General features: G+C 38.8%; 14 protein-coding genes and 1 pseudogene. 12 read left to right on the top strand and 3 right to left on the bottom strand.

The genetic code is table 11. The features are described from left to right. Nucleotides 1-65 precede the first annotated feature (65 nt). The 5 genes from L2735_RS08820 (at nt 66) to L2735_RS08800 (ending at nt 6,291) form a co-directional block, all read left to right on the top strand. The gene (locus tag L2735_RS08820; RefSeq protein ID WP_248984346.1) at nt 66-812 is read left to right on the top strand and encodes a YebC/PmpR family DNA-binding transcriptional regulator; all 747 of its coding nucleotides are present in this window, start codon (nt 66-68) and stop codon (nt 810-812) included. A gap of 24 nt (nt 813-836) precedes the next feature. Continuing rightward, on the top strand, nt 837-1,358 hold the full coding sequence (gene ruvC, locus L2735_RS08815; RefSeq protein WP_248984345.1) for a crossover junction endodeoxyribonuclease RuvC: 522 nt from the start codon (nt 837-839) through the stop codon (nt 1,356-1,358). After that, nucleotides 1,355-1,972, top strand: coding sequence for a Holliday junction branch migration protein RuvA (ruvA, locus tag L2735_RS08810; protein ID WP_153914526.1), 618 nt, complete (start codon nt 1,355-1,357; stop codon nt 1,970-1,972). The genes ruvC and ruvA overlap by 4 nt, the downstream gene beginning before the upstream one ends. A 10-nt stretch (nt 1,973-1,982) precedes the next feature. Continuing rightward, nucleotides 1,983-2,990: a Holliday junction branch migration DNA helicase RuvB gene (gene ruvB / locus L2735_RS08805; RefSeq protein WP_248984344.1), complete on the top strand. Its 1,008-nt coding sequence runs from the start codon at nt 1,983-1,985 to the stop codon at nt 2,988-2,990. Nucleotides 2,991-3,723: 733 nt separating this feature from the next. Further along, on the top strand, nt 3,724-6,291 hold the full coding sequence (locus tag L2735_RS08800) for a TonB-dependent receptor plug domain-containing protein (protein ID WP_248984343.1): 2,568 nt from the start codon (nt 3,724-3,726) through the stop codon (nt 6,289-6,291). Nucleotides 6,292-6,363: 72 nt separating this feature from the next. Here the strand turns inward: L2735_RS08800 and gloA are convergent, their stop codons facing one another. Both gloA and L2735_RS08790 read right to left on the bottom strand, forming a co-directional pair. Further along, a complete protein-coding gene (gloA, locus tag L2735_RS08795; RefSeq protein ID WP_248984342.1) occupies nt 6,364-6,774 on the bottom strand; it encodes a lactoylglutathione lyase in 411 nt (136 codons plus the stop codon). Between the two features lie 386 nt (nt 6,775-7,160). Continuing rightward, nucleotides 7,161-8,321, bottom strand: coding sequence for a Vgb family protein (locus L2735_RS08790; RefSeq protein WP_248984341.1), 1,161 nt, complete (start codon nt 8,319-8,321; stop codon nt 7,161-7,163). A gap of 720 nt (nt 8,322-9,041) precedes the next feature. Between L2735_RS08790 and L2735_RS08785 the strand changes: the two genes are divergently transcribed. The 7 genes and pseudogenes from L2735_RS08785 to L2735_RS08755 all read left to right on the top strand — a co-directional run bounded on the left by L2735_RS08785 (nt 9,042) and on the right by L2735_RS08755 (nt 13,892). Next, the gene (locus tag L2735_RS08785; protein ID WP_248984340.1) at nt 9,042-9,248 is read left to right on the top strand and encodes a carbon storage regulator; all 207 of its coding nucleotides are present in this window, start codon (nt 9,042-9,044) and stop codon (nt 9,246-9,248) included. A gap of 45 nt (nt 9,249-9,293) precedes the next feature. Beyond that, nucleotides 9,294-9,692 (top strand): annotated as a pseudogene (locus L2735_RS08780) (S24 family peptidase). 254 nt (nt 9,693-9,946) lie between these two features. Continuing rightward, nucleotides 9,947-11,140 (top strand): SH3 domain-containing protein, encoded by a 1,194-nt coding sequence (locus tag L2735_RS08775; protein WP_248984339.1) that lies wholly within the window; start codon nt 9,947-9,949, stop codon nt 11,138-11,140. Between the two features lie 276 nt (nt 11,141-11,416). Further along, nucleotides 11,417-12,250 (top strand): zinc metalloprotease, encoded by an 834-nt coding sequence (locus L2735_RS08770; protein ID WP_248984338.1) that lies wholly within the window; start codon nt 11,417-11,419, stop codon nt 12,248-12,250. Between the two features lie 326 nt (nt 12,251-12,576). Beyond that, complete coding sequence (locus tag L2735_RS08765) at nt 12,577-12,777, top strand: hypothetical protein (protein ID WP_248984337.1); 201 nt, start codon at nt 12,577-12,579, stop codon at nt 12,775-12,777. A gap of 190 nt (nt 12,778-12,967) precedes the next feature. Beyond that, on the top strand, nt 12,968-13,684 hold the full coding sequence (locus L2735_RS08760) for a hypothetical protein (RefSeq protein ID WP_248984336.1): 717 nt from the start codon (nt 12,968-12,970) through the stop codon (nt 13,682-13,684). Nucleotides 13,685-13,694: 10 nt separating this feature from the next. Then, nucleotides 13,695-13,892 carry a hypothetical protein gene (locus L2735_RS08755; protein ID WP_248984335.1) on the top strand — a complete coding sequence of 66 codons (198 nt, stop codon included), beginning with the start codon at nt 13,695-13,697 and terminating at the stop codon, nt 13,890-13,892. A gap of 224 nt (nt 13,893-14,116) precedes the next feature. Here the strand turns inward: L2735_RS08755 and L2735_RS08750 are convergent, their stop codons facing one another. Beyond that, complete coding sequence (locus tag L2735_RS08750; protein WP_248984334.1) at nt 14,117-15,526, bottom strand: DEAD/DEAH box helicase; 1,410 nt, start codon at nt 15,524-15,526, stop codon at nt 14,117-14,119. Nucleotides 15,527-15,530 lie beyond the last annotated feature (4 nt).

Genomic DNA, 15,530 nt, shown 5'->3' with positions numbered 1-15,530 from the left:
TTTTGCCTCGGTCTGTTTTTATGTAGCCTAGAAATATCAATGAAACACATATTCAAGGAGTTGCCATGGCTGGTCACAGTAAATGGGACAACATTAAACATCGTAAAGCTGCTCAAGATGCAAAACGAGGCAAGTTATTCAGTAAGTTTATTCGTGAGCTGACGGTTTCTGCCCGTGAAGGTGGATCAGATCCTGATGCAAATCCGCGTTTACGTGCTGCAATTGACAAAGCGTTATCGAACAATATGACACGCGATACCGTTGAACGTGCTGTTAAACGTGGTGCAGGAGAGCTCGACGGTCAACAGCTAGATACCATTATTTATGAAGGTTATGGCCCTGGTGGTACTGCAGTTATGGTTGAAACCATGACTGATAATAAAAACCGGACAGTTTCAGGTGTTCGTAATGCCTTTAGTAAATCTGGTGGTAACTTAGGTACTGACGGCTCAGTTGCTTATATGTTTACCAAATCTGGTGTGATTTCTTATGATGCAAACATTGATGAAGATGAGTTAATGGATGCTGCGCTTGAAGCAGGTGCAGAAGATGTTATTACCCATGACAATGGCGCATTTGATGTTATGACCACGCCTGATGCATTTGGTAGTGTAAAAGATGCGCTAGATGCAGCAGGGTTTGAAGCAATAAATGCTGAAGTTACCATGATTGCAGGTACGAAAGCTGATTTAGATGCAGATACAGCGGCTAAATTTATGCGTTTAATTGATAATCTCGAAGATCATGATGATGTTCAAGAGGTTTATCATAACGCTGAAATCTCTGATGAAGTGATGGAAACCCTTGGATAAGATGGTATTGGTAAGGGTTAAACCATGAGTATCATATTGGGCATAGATCCGGGTTCACGAATAACCGGTTATGGCGTTATTCAATGCCAAGGCAGGCAGCAGCGCTATCTTGGCAGTGGTTGTATTCGTACTTCAGCTGATGATTTACCCACCAGATTAAAACAAGTTTTTGATGGCGTGACTGAAATCATTAAACAATATCAGCCAGATCAATTTGCCATCGAGCGAGTTTTTATGGCAAAAAATGCCGATTCTGCACTTAAATTAGGCCAAGCTCGTGGAGTTGCCATTGTTGCTGCGATGAATGCTGGCTTACCAGTTGCTGAGTACAGTGCGACTCAAATCAAAAGTGCGGTAGTGGGAACTGGCCGAGCTCAAAAAGAGCAAGTTCAGCACATGATCCAGCAAATTTTTAAACTGCCAGCTGCCCCGCAAGCAGATGCCGCAGATGCATTAGGTGTTGCTGTGTGCCATCACCATACTTTTCAAAGTTTAATTGCTATGGGCGGTAAAGCCCAAAGCCGAACCTATGGACGTTATAAATGATTGGAAGATTAAGTGGTCTTGTTGTTGAAAAACAAGCACCAGAAATAGTACTAGATGTAAATGGTGTCGGTTACGAGTTACAAGTTCCAATGACGAGTTTCTACGAGTTACCTGAACTTAATCAATCAGCCATGCTTTACACTCATTTTGTCGTGCGTGAAGATGCGCAACTTCTTTATGGTTTTATCACTAAGCAAGAAAGAGCACTGTTTAGATTACTGATTAAAACCAACGGTGTCGGCCCTAAGCTTGCGCTAACGATTTTGTCAGGCATGACGGCTTCAGAGTTTGTTAATTGTGTTGAGCGCGACGATATTGTTACCTTGGTTAAGTTACCTGGTGTGGGCAAAAAAACTGCTGAAAGATTAGTCGTAGAGATGCGTGACAAACTTAAGAGTTTATTAGAAGCTTCAGTGGGTTCTGAGCGTGAGTTTGCGCTGCAAAGTAATTACAAACCTGCAGTGGTTGAAAATAATGCTGAAGAAGATGCTATTGCTGCATTAATTGCGCTAGGTTACAAACCAGCACAAGCAAGTAAAGCAGTATTAAGTGCATATAGTGATGGAATGACCAGTGAGGTGCTCATTAAAGCCTCATTAAAGTCGATGTTATAAAGAGGCGATAATGATAGAAGCTGATCGTTTAATCCAACCACAAGAATTTGAACAAGAAGTTCATATTGATAGAGCCATGCGCCCTAAAATGTTGGAGGATTATACTGGGCAAGATGATACTCGTGCTCAATTGAAAGTGTTTATTGAAGCTGCGCTTAAGCGTGAAGAAGCACTGGATCATATGCTTATTTTTGGCCCTCCAGGACTAGGTAAAACCACGTTAGCCATGATTGTAGCTAATGAAATGGGCGTTAATATCAAATCGACTTCTGGTCCCGTGCTTGAAAAAGCAGGGGACTTGGCCGCATTACTGACCAATCTTGAGCATGGTGATGTGTTGTTTATTGATGAGATCCACCGCTTAAGCCCAGTAGTGGAAGAAATTCTTTATCCAGCGATGGAAGATTATCAATTAGATATTATGATTGGTGAAGGCCCAGCTGCTCGCTCAATAAAACTCGATTTACCGCCATTTTCATTAATTGGTGCTACAACCCGTGCTGGAGCACTAACATCGCCACTTAGAGCCAGATTCGGTATTCCACTGCGTTTAGAGTTCTACAACGTTAAAGATCTCTGCACGATTGTAACCCGTTCAGCCAAAGTGATGGAATTACCTATTGATGAAGCAGGTGCGTTTGAAATAGCTAAGCGTTCACGTGGTACACCGAGAATAGCTAATCGTCTTCTTAGACGGGTTAGAGATTATGCTGAAGTTAAACACGATGGCTTTGTGACAGAAGACGTTGCACAAAAAGCCTTAGACCTCCTCGATGTTGATCTAGAAGGGTTTGATTACCTCGATAGAAAATTGTTACTTGCGATAATTGATAAGTTTATGGGTGGGCCAGTAGGGCTAGACAACTTAGCTGCTGCCATAGGTGAAGACAGAGAAACGATTGAGGATGTGTTAGAGCCTTTTTTAATTCAGCAAGGGTTTATACAGCGCACGCCAAGAGGGCGTATTGCAACCGATAGAGCTTATCAACACTTTAATATCATCAAGCCTGCAGAATAACTTGTTAACTAAACCACAAAGGAAAGCATAGTCTTTCCTTTTTTATTGCCTAAATAAAATGAATAACTATGCAAACTAGCAATAACCAGAATATTAACATTTAAGTTTGATTAATCTTTATTAAGAAATATCTTAAAAAAATCCGATGTTAGCATTTTGTATCTGCGCGTGTATTTGTTCATGGGATGTGAACATTTGTTGGCTAATGTTCATTCGTAGAGTCTGGTAAATAATACAACTAACTCAAAATAATTACTGTTCATTGTCGATAATAAACTTGTTCAATTAATCAGCTTATTTACTAAACCTGAGCAGTGCCAGTCCTGCTGCATGTTTCAGCGTTTTGAATTTCGAAAACTACAAAACTGTACCAAAACTGAAGATATTTGATTTAGTAGAATCATGGTTCAATATATTTATGTGATACACCTCACACTTTTGTGTTTAGGTAAGTATTAAAAATGTTATTAACCATCTAGATAATAATTCTTCAATATTCACGTTTTGGCAGTTTATTCATCTGTAATTGAATTTAAATAATGTTTTGAGAGGTCGGTCACTTATTTTGATTTACAAATAAAGTGCATTTTTATTAACAAAAAATGGGTCAAAAGTTACAAGTTAGTGGTTTGACGAAATATCTCTGGTTATTCAGTATCTAGTCCAACGCAAATTTAAATACTTATTTATTTGCGTAAACAGAATAAGAAAAGATATCACCAGGGAGCAACAAATGATTAAAAGATCAAAACTATCAAACAGCATAAATGTGGCGTTATTAGCCTCAGTTTCTGCTGCTTCAGCTGTTTCAGTAAGCGCTTATGCTGAAGAGGAATCTGCAAATGTAGAAAGAATTGCAGTGACAGGCTCCCGTATTCAACGTCAAGACATGGAAACGGCTTCTCCAGTCACCGTGATTGATGCAAGTTCTATTAAAGCAGAAGGCTATACTTCTGTAGATGAGATTCTACAATCTCAACCTGCAATGGCTGGTATGGCGGTTGGTTCAACAACTAACAACGGATCTGACGGTGTTGCTCAAGTAGACCTTCGTGGTATGGGTTCAAGTAGAACACTTGTTTTATTAAACGGTCGTCGTATGGTTAATTCAGGTTCTGGTGCTGATAGCGCAGTGGATTTGAATACCATTCCAGTAGCGATGATCGCACGTGTTGAAATTCTTAAAGATGGTGCATCAGCGGTATATGGTTCTGATGCAATTGCAGGTGTTGTAAACATCATTACCAAGAAAGATTTTGAAGGCTTCCAGTTTGATGTAACTGGTGGTGCAACTGACAAAGGCGATGGCGAAAATATCGAGCTAAGTGCTCTATATGGCTTTAATACTGACAAAGGTAACTTTTCTTTTGGTCTAGCTTATTCTGAGAGACAAGGTGTTATGCAAGGTGACCGTGATTGGGTTGCAAAAGGCGCTAGCTCTACTACACCTCAGGGTGGCATTTTAGGTAATAAGCTGGATGAAAACGGCAATCCTGTTATCGGTGAAGATGGCAATATCGTTCAAGAAGTGAAGAATATTGAGAACGGAGAGTGGATAGCACAACCTGAAGGCTATGACTTTACTCAAGATAGTTGGCTACAAACGCCAAATAAGCGTTATAGCTTCTTCTTTAACGGTACTCAAGAAATTAATGATGATTTAATTTTTAATGCTGATGTGCTTTACACAAAACGTAAATCTCACCAGATGATGGCAGCTCAGCCAGCAGTGATGGACTTAGATGTTTGTGATGCTGATGTAACTGAAAATTGTGTCACTCTTGATAGTGAAATGATCGCTGGTGGAATTGTAGCTAACGATGACGGACAAATTAATTACCGTAAACGTATGAACGATGTTGGTAACCGTATTTATGAACAAGAAACTGATACATTCCGTATTTCTGCGGGTTTAACAGGTTATCTTGATGCGGGTAACGGGCTAGATTGGGATGCCTCTTACACCTACGGTAACAACTCTGCAGACACTTGGGTACACAACTCAATTCACCAAGGGAACATGGAAAAATCAATCTATGCAGATCAAGATGCATGGTTTGGTGGCAACCCAATGACCCAAGAAATGATTGATGCTGTTAGCTACAAAGAAACGACTTCTGGTGGTAATGAGCAACATGTTCTAGCAGGTGTTATTAGCGGTGAAGCGTTCGATTTAGATGCAGGTGCTGTGGCATTTGCCATTGGTGCAGAGTACCGTCATGAAAGTGGTTACTACAACCCAGATCCTGTGATTGTTGCAGGTGAAGGTACTGCGGCACAACAAGACCCTACTGACGGAAGCTTTGATGTTATTTCGGTTTATCAGGAACTTAGCGTACCGTTTACTGAAAAGTTAACAGGTGAATTTGCATTACGTTATGATAATTACTCAACCTTTGGTGACGCTGCTACTTGGAAGGTTGGTTTAACTTATGAAGCAACCAGTGACTTAATGTTACGAACTGTTGCTGCAACGGGTTTCCGTGCACCAAGTGTAAGTGAACTTTATGGCGGTAACTCAGGCTCTTACGATTATCTAACTGACCCTTGGGGCAAAGAGCTTGATGATCAGATCTTAGTTAACTACGTATCTGATGAAAACTTAGATGCTGAGACATCAGAATCATATACTGCTGGTTTAGTTTATTCACCTAGTTATGTTGATGGGTTATCGCTGACTTTAGATTGGTGGAGATTCAAAATTGACAACGCAATTGCGCGTTTAGATGTTCAAGCTGGTTTAGATAGTTGTTTTGCTGGTGATACAGGATCTTGTGAACAATTTAATATTGGCCCAGGTGGTGACTTATCTGACCTAACTAACCCTTTAACTAACGTCGGTTATCAAGATACTAGTGGTATCGATTTTAACTTAGCGTATGCATTTGAGTTAGGTGGTGTAGACTGGAGAATTAACAATGACTTAACTCATCTAATTGAGTTTGAGCAAGATGGTGTTGATTATACTGGTACTATTGGTGGCATGTTCGGTGGTTATGCTAAATACAAAAATAATTTCAGTATCTCTGCGAAGCGCGGCGATTGGAGTATTATGTATTCAAACCGTTATATCGGTGAAATGAACGACATTAATACTGACGAAGCGATTGATTCGATTCTTTATCACAATATTTCAGGAACTTACTTCTTTAACGATACAATTTCTGCAAATATCGGTGTTAAAAACCTAACTGATGAAGAGCCATTGATGATCCCAAGTGAAAATGACGCAGGTACAGTTCCTGAAGTTTATGACACTATCGGTCGTCAAATATACGCAGGTATCTCAATGAAGTTCTAAACGAACTTTAAAAACAAAAAAAGCCAGCATTTGCTGGCTTTTTTATTGGCTGTTAAAGATAGAAATTAATTTTTAGCCTAATCCTTCGCTCATGGCTTTCTTCTGTATTAGTTCGATTTTATAACCATCAGGATCTTCAACGAATGCTATTTCGGTAGAACCGCCAGCAACAGGACCTGGTGCGCGGGTTATTTTACCGCCAGCCGCGGCAATGGCCTCACAGCGCTGATAGATATCTGCTTCACCGATCGCTAAATGACCGAATCCGGTACCTAAATCGTAGTTGTCAGTTCCCCAGTTGTAGGTTAATTCAATCACTGCTTGGCCTGTTGACTCTTCGCCAAAACCAACGAATGCAAGGGTATATTTATATTCAGCGTTTTCTGATTGTCTTAATAGTTTCATGCCCATGACTTTGGTATAAAACTCAATGCTGCGCTCAAGATTTCCGACACGGATCATTGTATGGAGTAGTTGTGACATAAGGTACACTCTCGTTATCGATAAGAAATTTTTGTTAGCATAGCAAATTTTTATTGCAGTTAAAAAATTGATTTTAATTAGAATATTTTATGGTTTGAGTTCACATAATTGTGGCTTAAAGGTGGGAAAATAACAGAGACTCGCTAAAATTAAATCATATTCATTTGGAGACAAGATAATGACAACAGAATTAAAAATGGCTCTTGGCACCTCAGTAGTAATCGTAATTTGTTTTAGTGCATTCTTCGTTTCAATGTTTTAAGAACATTAATCAAGACGCCATAAAAAAACCGCTTAATGCGGTTTTTTTTGTGTCTAATTTTTACTTGTAAGTTATTAATTTTGAAAATTAACTTTAGTTGTTAAAAACTGCCAACTCTCACCTGTTATTTTGACCATGTTATTTCAGCTAGTTGATTGGTAGCCGTTTGATGAATGATTAAACCGTTATTACCCATTCTCATGTGTCTAATAAGACCTGAATAAACGCCTTCTTTACTTGGAATTTGCCAGCTCTGCATTGTCTGAGTCTGTAAATCAAATCTGACTAAGGTTTCTGGTCTTTTAGCTGATTCATTAAACCAGATCGCGCCGTCAGCATATTCGATTGCATAAGGATGACTATCTCTTCCACTTGGAGTATTCCACTCAGAAATTTCAGCTGTTTTTGGATTGTATTTGCCTAATTTACCCATGCCAGAATTGACATAATAGACCATGTCATCAGGTGTAATGGCGAGACGCCGTGTATGAGTGTACTTTCCTGGCAGTGTTATTTCATCTAATGCCATTGTTTGTTTATTAACTTTAATGAGACAGTTAGAACCATTGCATGACACCCAAGGTGTTCCATTTGAGTCGAGCTTAATCCCATAGGGACGAGAGTTTGGCGTGGGTAAAGAAGCTAATTGAATATCACCAGTGCTTGGATCTAACTTACCTATCATATTGCTGTGTTGTAATGTAAACCAAAATAAACCCTTGTTATCGAACACACCAGTGTGAGGATCTCGCGCTTTTTTATCTGGCATATTAAACACTTTAAATGTTTCAGTGTTCAGATCTAAATAACCAATCGTTCCATTCTTGTTACCTAAAAACCATGGTCTGAGATTTTTATCTAACGAGACACTGTGGGGGTAGGTACCATCTGGTAGCGTATACTCTTTCATTTTGCCACTTATTGGATCAAGTCGACCAAGAATATTACCCCATTGTCCTACCCACCATATAATTCCATCTTTGCCTTGAATAGGATCTCGTGCTCTTTGACCCAATGTAGGCACCTGCCAATATTTAAACTGCAGCTTCATATCGCCTTCAATGACCTTTGATGCACGTTTATCATTGATAGGGTATTTTTCTGCGAGATATTCACTAATTTGATTTGATTTTGTGCTTGAAGCATCAAGATTGACCATGTAACTAATAAGAGAATGCCAATCCTGTTTGCTATAACCAGAACTTCGTTCAAGGTTACTTACCTTGTGGCAAGTTGAACAAAGTTGAACAACCGTTTTCTCCTGTTCATCACTGATAGCTGACATAGGGGAAAGTACTAAAATTAATAAAGACCCAATAGTTGGCAGGTTGCTTAGTGGTAGCTTGCTTATTGATCGGTTGTGAAGTGTCATTAGTTAACCTCAGTTTTTAGTTTATGCCGTTTTAAGCTGGTATTTAGTTTGAAAAATTACAACTTAAGTTAATTTCTGGCTAAATAAACAATAACTAATTTACACATGAAGTTTTATATTGGGTCAAGTTTTATTGAAGATAGGCTTATTTCTTTTCACAGGAAGGATTTGCTAATAAGAGCTAAACGCCTCTGATCACTACTGGGAGTAGCTGCTAATACAAAGGCTTTTCATGGTTAAAAGTATCTTTAATATAGGCTAATCTATTTTATCCTTAAACTCTCGTTATATTTACCAAAATTTGTACTCAAATTAGTGGCTGAATGAACATACCCCCTTATATATTGGCTTTCAATCTCTTTGTTTCTAAGTTTTCTTTACGAAAATACTAGCTTTTGTAAGCTTAAGGCCTTGGAGACTAAAAATTGAATAAATTACCACTCATTATTCTTTACAAAAATCGGTAATTTTAATATTTTTAAATCTTAATTGGCACTGAGTCTTATCCACTCCATTCTAACCCTACTAAATAATAGGTAATCTCTCCTCGATTTTTTGATTGAATTACACTCACCATTAAATGACTATATATGTTCTACACTTAGACACCATTTTAAAAACAAGGAATGTTTGATGCTGTATTTAACCCGCCAAAAAGAAGAAACCCTCGTTCTATCCGGTATTCATGATGCTCATGGCAATTTATTAGATGATGTGGAAATAGTGATAATGTCCCATAACCGCATTGGCATACATGCCGACAAGAAAATTCTGGTATTGCGTAAAGAGCTAATTCAACAATATTCACAAGACGGTAAACTTAAAACGTTGCATAAATAGTAGAAGGATATAAAATACTGTATAAATACACAGTGTTGGTTTTTTATGAATATTATCCCTATCTATGCAAGTGCTGGTATTACTGGTTTTGAGAGTCCAGCGGCGGAATACAAGTAATTGCCGCTCAGTCTTGATGATTTATTGATTGAACATCCAAGTGCAACATTCATTGGTCAAGCCAAAGGCGAATCCATGCAAGACATCGGCATTTTTGATGGTGATATTTTAGTGGTGGATAGGTATTTAGTGGTTCGCAATCTCGATGTCATTGTCGGCAGCTATAAAGGTGAGTTTATTTGTAAAATCATTGATATAAAGATCAAGCTTCTAATATCTGCCAATCCTGAGCACGAATCCGCTTTAATCACGACAAACGAATCTTTTACCTTAGAAGGGGTTGTCTCGCGTTCAATACGCTGTCATCGACATGCCAATATTATCTAGTCTGCAAATATTCTGATTCAGTACATCATAAAGTCACCTTCAAAACACTTACTTTTTATAAGTATAACGATTGATTTTACAAAAATGCAACAATCGGGGGTGTACCAATTTAAAATTAACTATCTGTTTTTCAAGTGTTTTAAAGAGTTGTTGAACTTTGATAGCTCAATAACTGTACACATAATTCCTTGATATTGTAAAAGGCGCGATGTAGGGTTGTATAAATAACAAGGAATGCCATCACGGAATGATGAATGAAATACCTGCTAATTATACTCCTGCTGATTAGTTATCCAGGTCACTCAAAAGGCGTGATAGTGCCTTCAGATAGAGTAAAAAGTAGTGTGGTGCTAAGAGCTGAACCATCTAGTAACTCATCCATATTAGGTCGCCTTTTTCCTGCTGAAGAAGCAATACTCCTTAATGCTGTACCATATTACTACAATGTAAAATTAGCAGATGGCCAAGAAGGGTTCGTATCGAAAGCATGGACAAATCTACAATCAAACACTAGTGCTGAATTAACCTTAACGTTTTTAGATGTTGGGCAAGGAGATGCCACACTAATTAATTGCCCTAATAACAATAATGTACTGATTGATATGGGCACGAGTCGTCTTCCTAAATCAAAAACTATCATAGATATACAGGCTGCATTTAAGTCTTCGCTAAATAACAACTTCACTCTTCAAAGCTTCATTATTACTCATCCAGACAAAGACCACTATGTGCTCTCTGATGACATTATTGGCGATATACCTATAGAGAACGTATTTTATGTCGGTGAGGTAGCTGATTATGATGCAGATAGTATTAATAGCAGTGGCTCTGAGTTTAGTCATTGGTTTAGTCAGTTAGGTGCAAACTTCATTAAACCCACTTCAGACTATTATGATGATGAGACACAACCTAATAAGCTCATAGATTGCGGCGATGCAGAGGTTCATATACTTGCTGCAAAGACACCGCCCAAGGCCTCTAAACCAACCTGGAAGACTAATGCTAACTCTATAATGGTAATGGTCAGATTTAATGATTTCGAAGCCATCATCACTGGAGATGCGACTTTTTCTGGCGAGAACACCGTGCTTGCTCGTTATGACAATGACTGGCTTAACGTCGATTTATATAAGCTTGGTCATCATGGTAGTAGTACGACATCTAATTCTACAGCCTGGATGAATGCCTTAAAGCCAAAAATCATCATCGGTAGCTCAAGTATAAGTAATAACTATGGGCACCCAAGACAGTCCGTAATAAAGCGAGCAACAAATCTTAATGATGCGGACGAACATGATGTCATCACTGGACATTATGACAAGAATCTTCACAAGTCTGTTATTGAACTAAGCAAATCTAACAAAGAGTTTTATACCACTGCAACGAATGGAAATATTGTTGTCGTGACAAGTGAAATAACGTCTTCGGGGTACATAGTTAAATATTAATGTAATCGATAAGGAAATCTTTATGTTGTTTATAACAAACCGTGAACCTCAAGGTTCAATAAGAACAAAAATAAATCGCTAATATAAATTTGATTTAAGTAAAAATGCAACATCAAATTCTATATATTGCTGTGAAAGAACAGGTGATGGCCAATATAAGAAATTGGGTTCTAAAGCCTAATCCAACAAGCGACTTATGCTCTGCAAACAGCGCAAAAAATAAATACTACAACCTTATCAATTTCTAAACTTTATAAGACAAAAGGATGGAATCACATGAGTTATAAAATAAACAATAAAGATTTTGGTTCAATAGAAGAGTTTGTAATGCAGGGTAGAGGCTGTGCTACAACGACACCGAATCATTATCAAATTAGGAGAAATGATAATAAAATTGCGAGAGTAAGAAGTTCAGGGAACCGAGGATCTGGTGCGATAATTCCAGTAAAATTTATTCATATTAAGGATGGAGAGTTAGGGGAGATCAGTGAGTCCCAAAGAATCCAGCAAATTGAAGTATTAAATGAAGCGTATTCATCATTCGGCTTAACTTTTACTTATGACCCATCATCAGTCGTAAATATTGACAATGCTGAATGGTACAGAATGGATCACGGAAGCTGGGCTGAAAGGGATGCTAAACGAGCACTACATAGTAATCCCCGCAACATATTAAATTTTTATACTGCAGGATTATCTGAGGGCTTATTAGGCTGGGCAACTTTTCCTTGGGAGCTCGATGGTGATCCAGAAAGAGATGGAGTTGTGATGCTAGCTGAAACATTACCTGGTGGCAATGCAACGAATTTCAATCTAGGAAAGACTGCGGTTCATGAAGTAGGTCACTGGTTAGGTTTATGGCATACATTCCAAGGTGGGTGTGATGCATATGGCGATCATGTTGGCGATACTTCAGCTCACCAAGCCCCAAACTATGGAAAACCAGAGAGAGGAGAAAGGCACAATGCATGTTCTAGTGAGACTAACGATGCTCCTATTCATAATTATATGAACTATGTAGACGATCAGTGGATGGATGAATTTACTTCAGGGCAGGTGGGTAGAATCTATGATCACCTAACAATATATCGTCAAGAGTTTTTATCTTAATTCTTAGGGAAATTAATATGAAAAATATGCCTTTATTATTGATAATAGCTTGAGTGATTTCAGGTTGTTCAACAACACTGCATACATATGATACTAACGAAAATGAAATGAAAGGAGTTCCTGTCCCTAAGCCACAATTTGTTAAAGTGATAACAACTACCTCAGACGAAGAGATAACTGGAGCTGATTGGCCTGACTTATGTCGTAAAAAACAAGTTGATTAAAGTTACGAATATATTGCTTCAGGCGAGTACTATTATGTAAATTTCGACCCGGCAGAGTTTGCGAAAGGAAGCTTTAAACTTAACTTCAATGAAAAAGGGTTGTTGTCAAAAGTTAGTGTTAATCCCGAAGACAATACAGGAGTTGATTCAACCGTCGGAGCTCTTGGCGCAATATTACCATTTTTCACGGCAACAAAAGCAGAAGACCTGGCTGCCAAGTTAGCACAGGTAGCTCTACAAAGAGCTGATAGCACGCCAAAGGATCTTTCTGCGGCCGAAAAAAAAGAAAATCCTATTGCATAAAGCATACAAAATTATTTTGGACTAAGCATCGGCCAAGTCCAATAAGCGATTTATGCCCCAAACAGCGCAAAGCATAAATACTAATACGTTAGCTGTCGAATGCAGCTTAGATTTGACGAAAAGTGATATTGGCTCTTTTATCACTGAGTGGTTCGTTTTATAAGGGCATTTCAACTTATGGAGAAGTTAAATGAAAAAAGTAATCGTTCTGGTAGGCATCATAGTTCTATCTGGCTGTTCAGTACTATCACCTCAAAAACCACAAAAAATATCTTCAGAAGCTATTGGGGATATGGGTGATATGTATTCTATCCCTGCGAATCTTCGAACAATAGATATCCGAAAAAAAAATGCGGACTATATTGTGTGTTCTGAGCCGGTGCCCGATATTGCTATGTCTAACGCTTTAAAGTTGGCCCTAGACGCGTCAAACACACAGTCAGTAGAAACTTCTGCAACTACTGGTGATGATAGTGCGTCGGGGAGCGTGTCTAATGCATTGGGTCTAAAAGGTAGTTCAGATGCTTCAACGACCGCACTTGAGCTAGCAGGGCGAACTCAAATCGTGTTGTTGGCTAGAGAATTTATCTCAAGCAATTGTAAGGCTAGAGCTAATGGCTGGATCGATGATGATGAATTTAAACTTGGTCAAGATGAAATCGTCGAGCAAATTACAGCAATGATCACTACAGATAAAGTGAAGGCGCAGGCTGAAAAGGCGAAGGCTGAAGCAGTTAAGGCTGCGGTGAAATTAGACAATAAAGCTCTCGCCAATGTTGCAGTTGCTTTTCTACAAGCTAAGGCCGAAGCATGTTTAACCACCTATGACTCTTGTATGGTGACTGCATCTGTTGACACAGAGAAAAGAGAAGCATGTAAAGTCGCACTTGGAAAGTGTAATAACTAAGGAGAGTAAAATGAGCACATTTAGAAATGCAGTGAATAGCCTAGACGACAAATCCGCATATATTATGGTTGGAGATACGCTTATTCTCGCAACAAACCTTAACGTAGTTGATGACATGGTAGAAGTTACGCTTTCAACCCCTATAAGTGGCGGAATTAGCAGGATATTTGTACATATAGATAATTTAGTCCTTGCAAGCAACAGCTAATAAGAAAAGGCAGCGGATGCTTCGCATCGCTGCTTTTGGCGTTATCCGATTGCAATAATTTCACTAATGCCAATAGTCTTTCCAGTGCTTTAACTCTATCGCATTTTTGTCCAATAGTTTGTTAGCGACCTAGTTTTCTTGGCCTCAAACGTAAAACTCTGCCATGCTTAAAAATTAACACAAGCAGCCATTAAAATGGTGACACCATAAATAAGGGCTATGCATCAAAATGGCGAATTAAAAGTCGATACAACCCTCTCTCTAAAGCCACCTAAAATTTCAAATGATGGCGAGTTTGCCCAAATGTGGTTTTGATTCTTTGGCGGTGCTAATAAGGGAAAGTCCGATTCATTTAAAGCTGGTGTACTAAAACTAATGTTGTATTCATTTTGGTGTTGGGTACTCGTTCTTTTTATTTCACTTTCACTCAGCTCTACGCAGATTGTTGCAGTTTCGGATTCTCTGAATATAACGGGAAAATTAGGTATCTCTTCAGCGATGCGATTTGCAAACTCTACAAGCTTTGGTGCTGCAAAAGTAAATAACCAAGCCTCCTGATTGATAGCCTTATTTACTCGTAAAACCCTACCGAGTACTTGCCTAAAATAGAGTTCAGTTTTGACTCTGCTAAGGTGACAACACACCTGTAGACGTGGAATATCAGTACCTTCGCTAATCATGCCAACACTGACAATCCAGTTAATACTACTATTCCTGAATTCATTGATTTTAAGTGAGGGTTGCTCTTCTTTGTAGGTAACTATTTCAGTCGTTTGAGCATATTCATTTCTGAGCATATTCAGAATGTATGCGGCATGCTCTATCGATGATGCAACGACAAGTCCAGCTGCATTAGGGTTGTGCAGTCTTATGTCGTCGAGCTTGTTAGTCGCAAGAGTTAAGGCATGCCGAATGGCAATTTCATTTTTTATGATCGACTGATAAGTAACTAATGAACCTTTGAATAGAGCATCTAGACTATTAAACGTTTTAGTTTCATTTTCTTCGTCAGTAACCGAGATTCTTTCATTATCGATTAGAACTATTTTTGGGTTTCGGCATACGCCGTTGGCAACCGCGTCCTTTAAACCATAAATATAATCACACTGTATTTGATTGTCTGGGTCTGTATAACGAGATAAAGCTATCGGTGCTTGATCTGAGCGCCATGGAGTGCCAGTTAGGGCTAAAGTATATTCGGCTTGGTTTTGAATATTCAATAAGATCTCTTCCCCCCAGGCGTTAGCATCTTCAAGAGAACTGCCAGAGCAATGATGGATCTCGTCAAATATAACCAGTACCCGATATTGTTTTAACAGTTGCCAGAAGTCTTCTTTGAAAGACAGCATGCTTTGATACGTATAGGAGCAACCGACTGCACCTATGACACCATCGAAACGGCATTCCAGCCGTTTAGAGAAAGTATGCTGAATACCCTGCGATATATTAATCGAAGGTGAAAAGCAAAGTACGAAATCGATAAGGCCTTGCTCAAGTAGCTGAGCAGCGACTTCTGAAGCCATAATCGTCTTACCAGCCCCTGGAGTAGCCAAACAAAGGAAGTGTTTATGTTTTGCACTAAAGTGCTCTAGAGCACGATTGACGCACTCTGATTGCCATTGTCTTAATTTCACTAAA

Source organism: Shewanella olleyana, from assembly GCF_023283825.1.
In the GTDB taxonomy this organism is placed as follows: domain Bacteria; phylum Pseudomonadota; class Gammaproteobacteria; order Enterobacterales; family Shewanellaceae; genus Shewanella; species Shewanella olleyana.
The sequence above is the reverse complement of the archived record's forward strand: the minus strand, read 5'-3'. Positions and strand labels throughout refer to the sequence as shown.

Bases quoted from the DNA above. Each gene is read 5' to 3' on its own strand.
- L2735_RS08790 (WP_248984341.1), bottom strand. From the start codon at position 8,321: ATGTCAGCTATCAGTGATGAACAGGAGAAAACGGTTGTTCAACTTTGT.
- L2735_RS08820 (WP_248984346.1), top strand. From the start codon at position 66: ATGGCTGGTCACAGTAAATGGGACAACATTAAACATCGTAAAGCTGCT.
- L2735_RS08775 (WP_248984339.1), top strand. From the start codon at position 9,947: ATGAAATACCTGCTAATTATACTCCTGCTGATTAGTTATCCAGGTCAC.
- ruvA (WP_153914526.1), top strand. From the start codon at position 1,355: ATGATTGGAAGATTAAGTGGTCTTGTTGTTGAAAAACAAGCACCAGAA.
- L2735_RS08800 (WP_248984343.1), top strand. From the start codon at position 3,724: ATGATTAAAAGATCAAAACTATCAAACAGCATAAATGTGGCGTTATTA.
- ruvB (WP_248984344.1), top strand. From the start codon at position 1,983: ATGATAGAAGCTGATCGTTTAATCCAACCACAAGAATTTGAACAAGAA.
- ruvC (WP_248984345.1), top strand. From the start codon at position 837: ATGAGTATCATATTGGGCATAGATCCGGGTTCACGAATAACCGGTTAT.
- L2735_RS08770 (WP_248984338.1), top strand. From the start codon at position 11,417: ATGAGTTATAAAATAAACAATAAAGATTTTGGTTCAATAGAAGAGTTT.
- L2735_RS08785 (WP_248984340.1), top strand. From the start codon at position 9,042: ATGCTGTATTTAACCCGCCAAAAAGAAGAAACCCTCGTTCTATCCGGT.
- L2735_RS08760 (WP_248984336.1), top strand. From the start codon at position 12,968: ATGAAAAAAGTAATCGTTCTGGTAGGCATCATAGTTCTATCTGGCTGT.
- gloA (WP_248984342.1), bottom strand. From the start codon at position 6,774: ATGTCACAACTACTCCATACAATGATCCGTGTCGGAAATCTTGAGCGC.
- L2735_RS08755 (WP_248984335.1), top strand. From the start codon at position 13,695: ATGAGCACATTTAGAAATGCAGTGAATAGCCTAGACGACAAATCCGCA.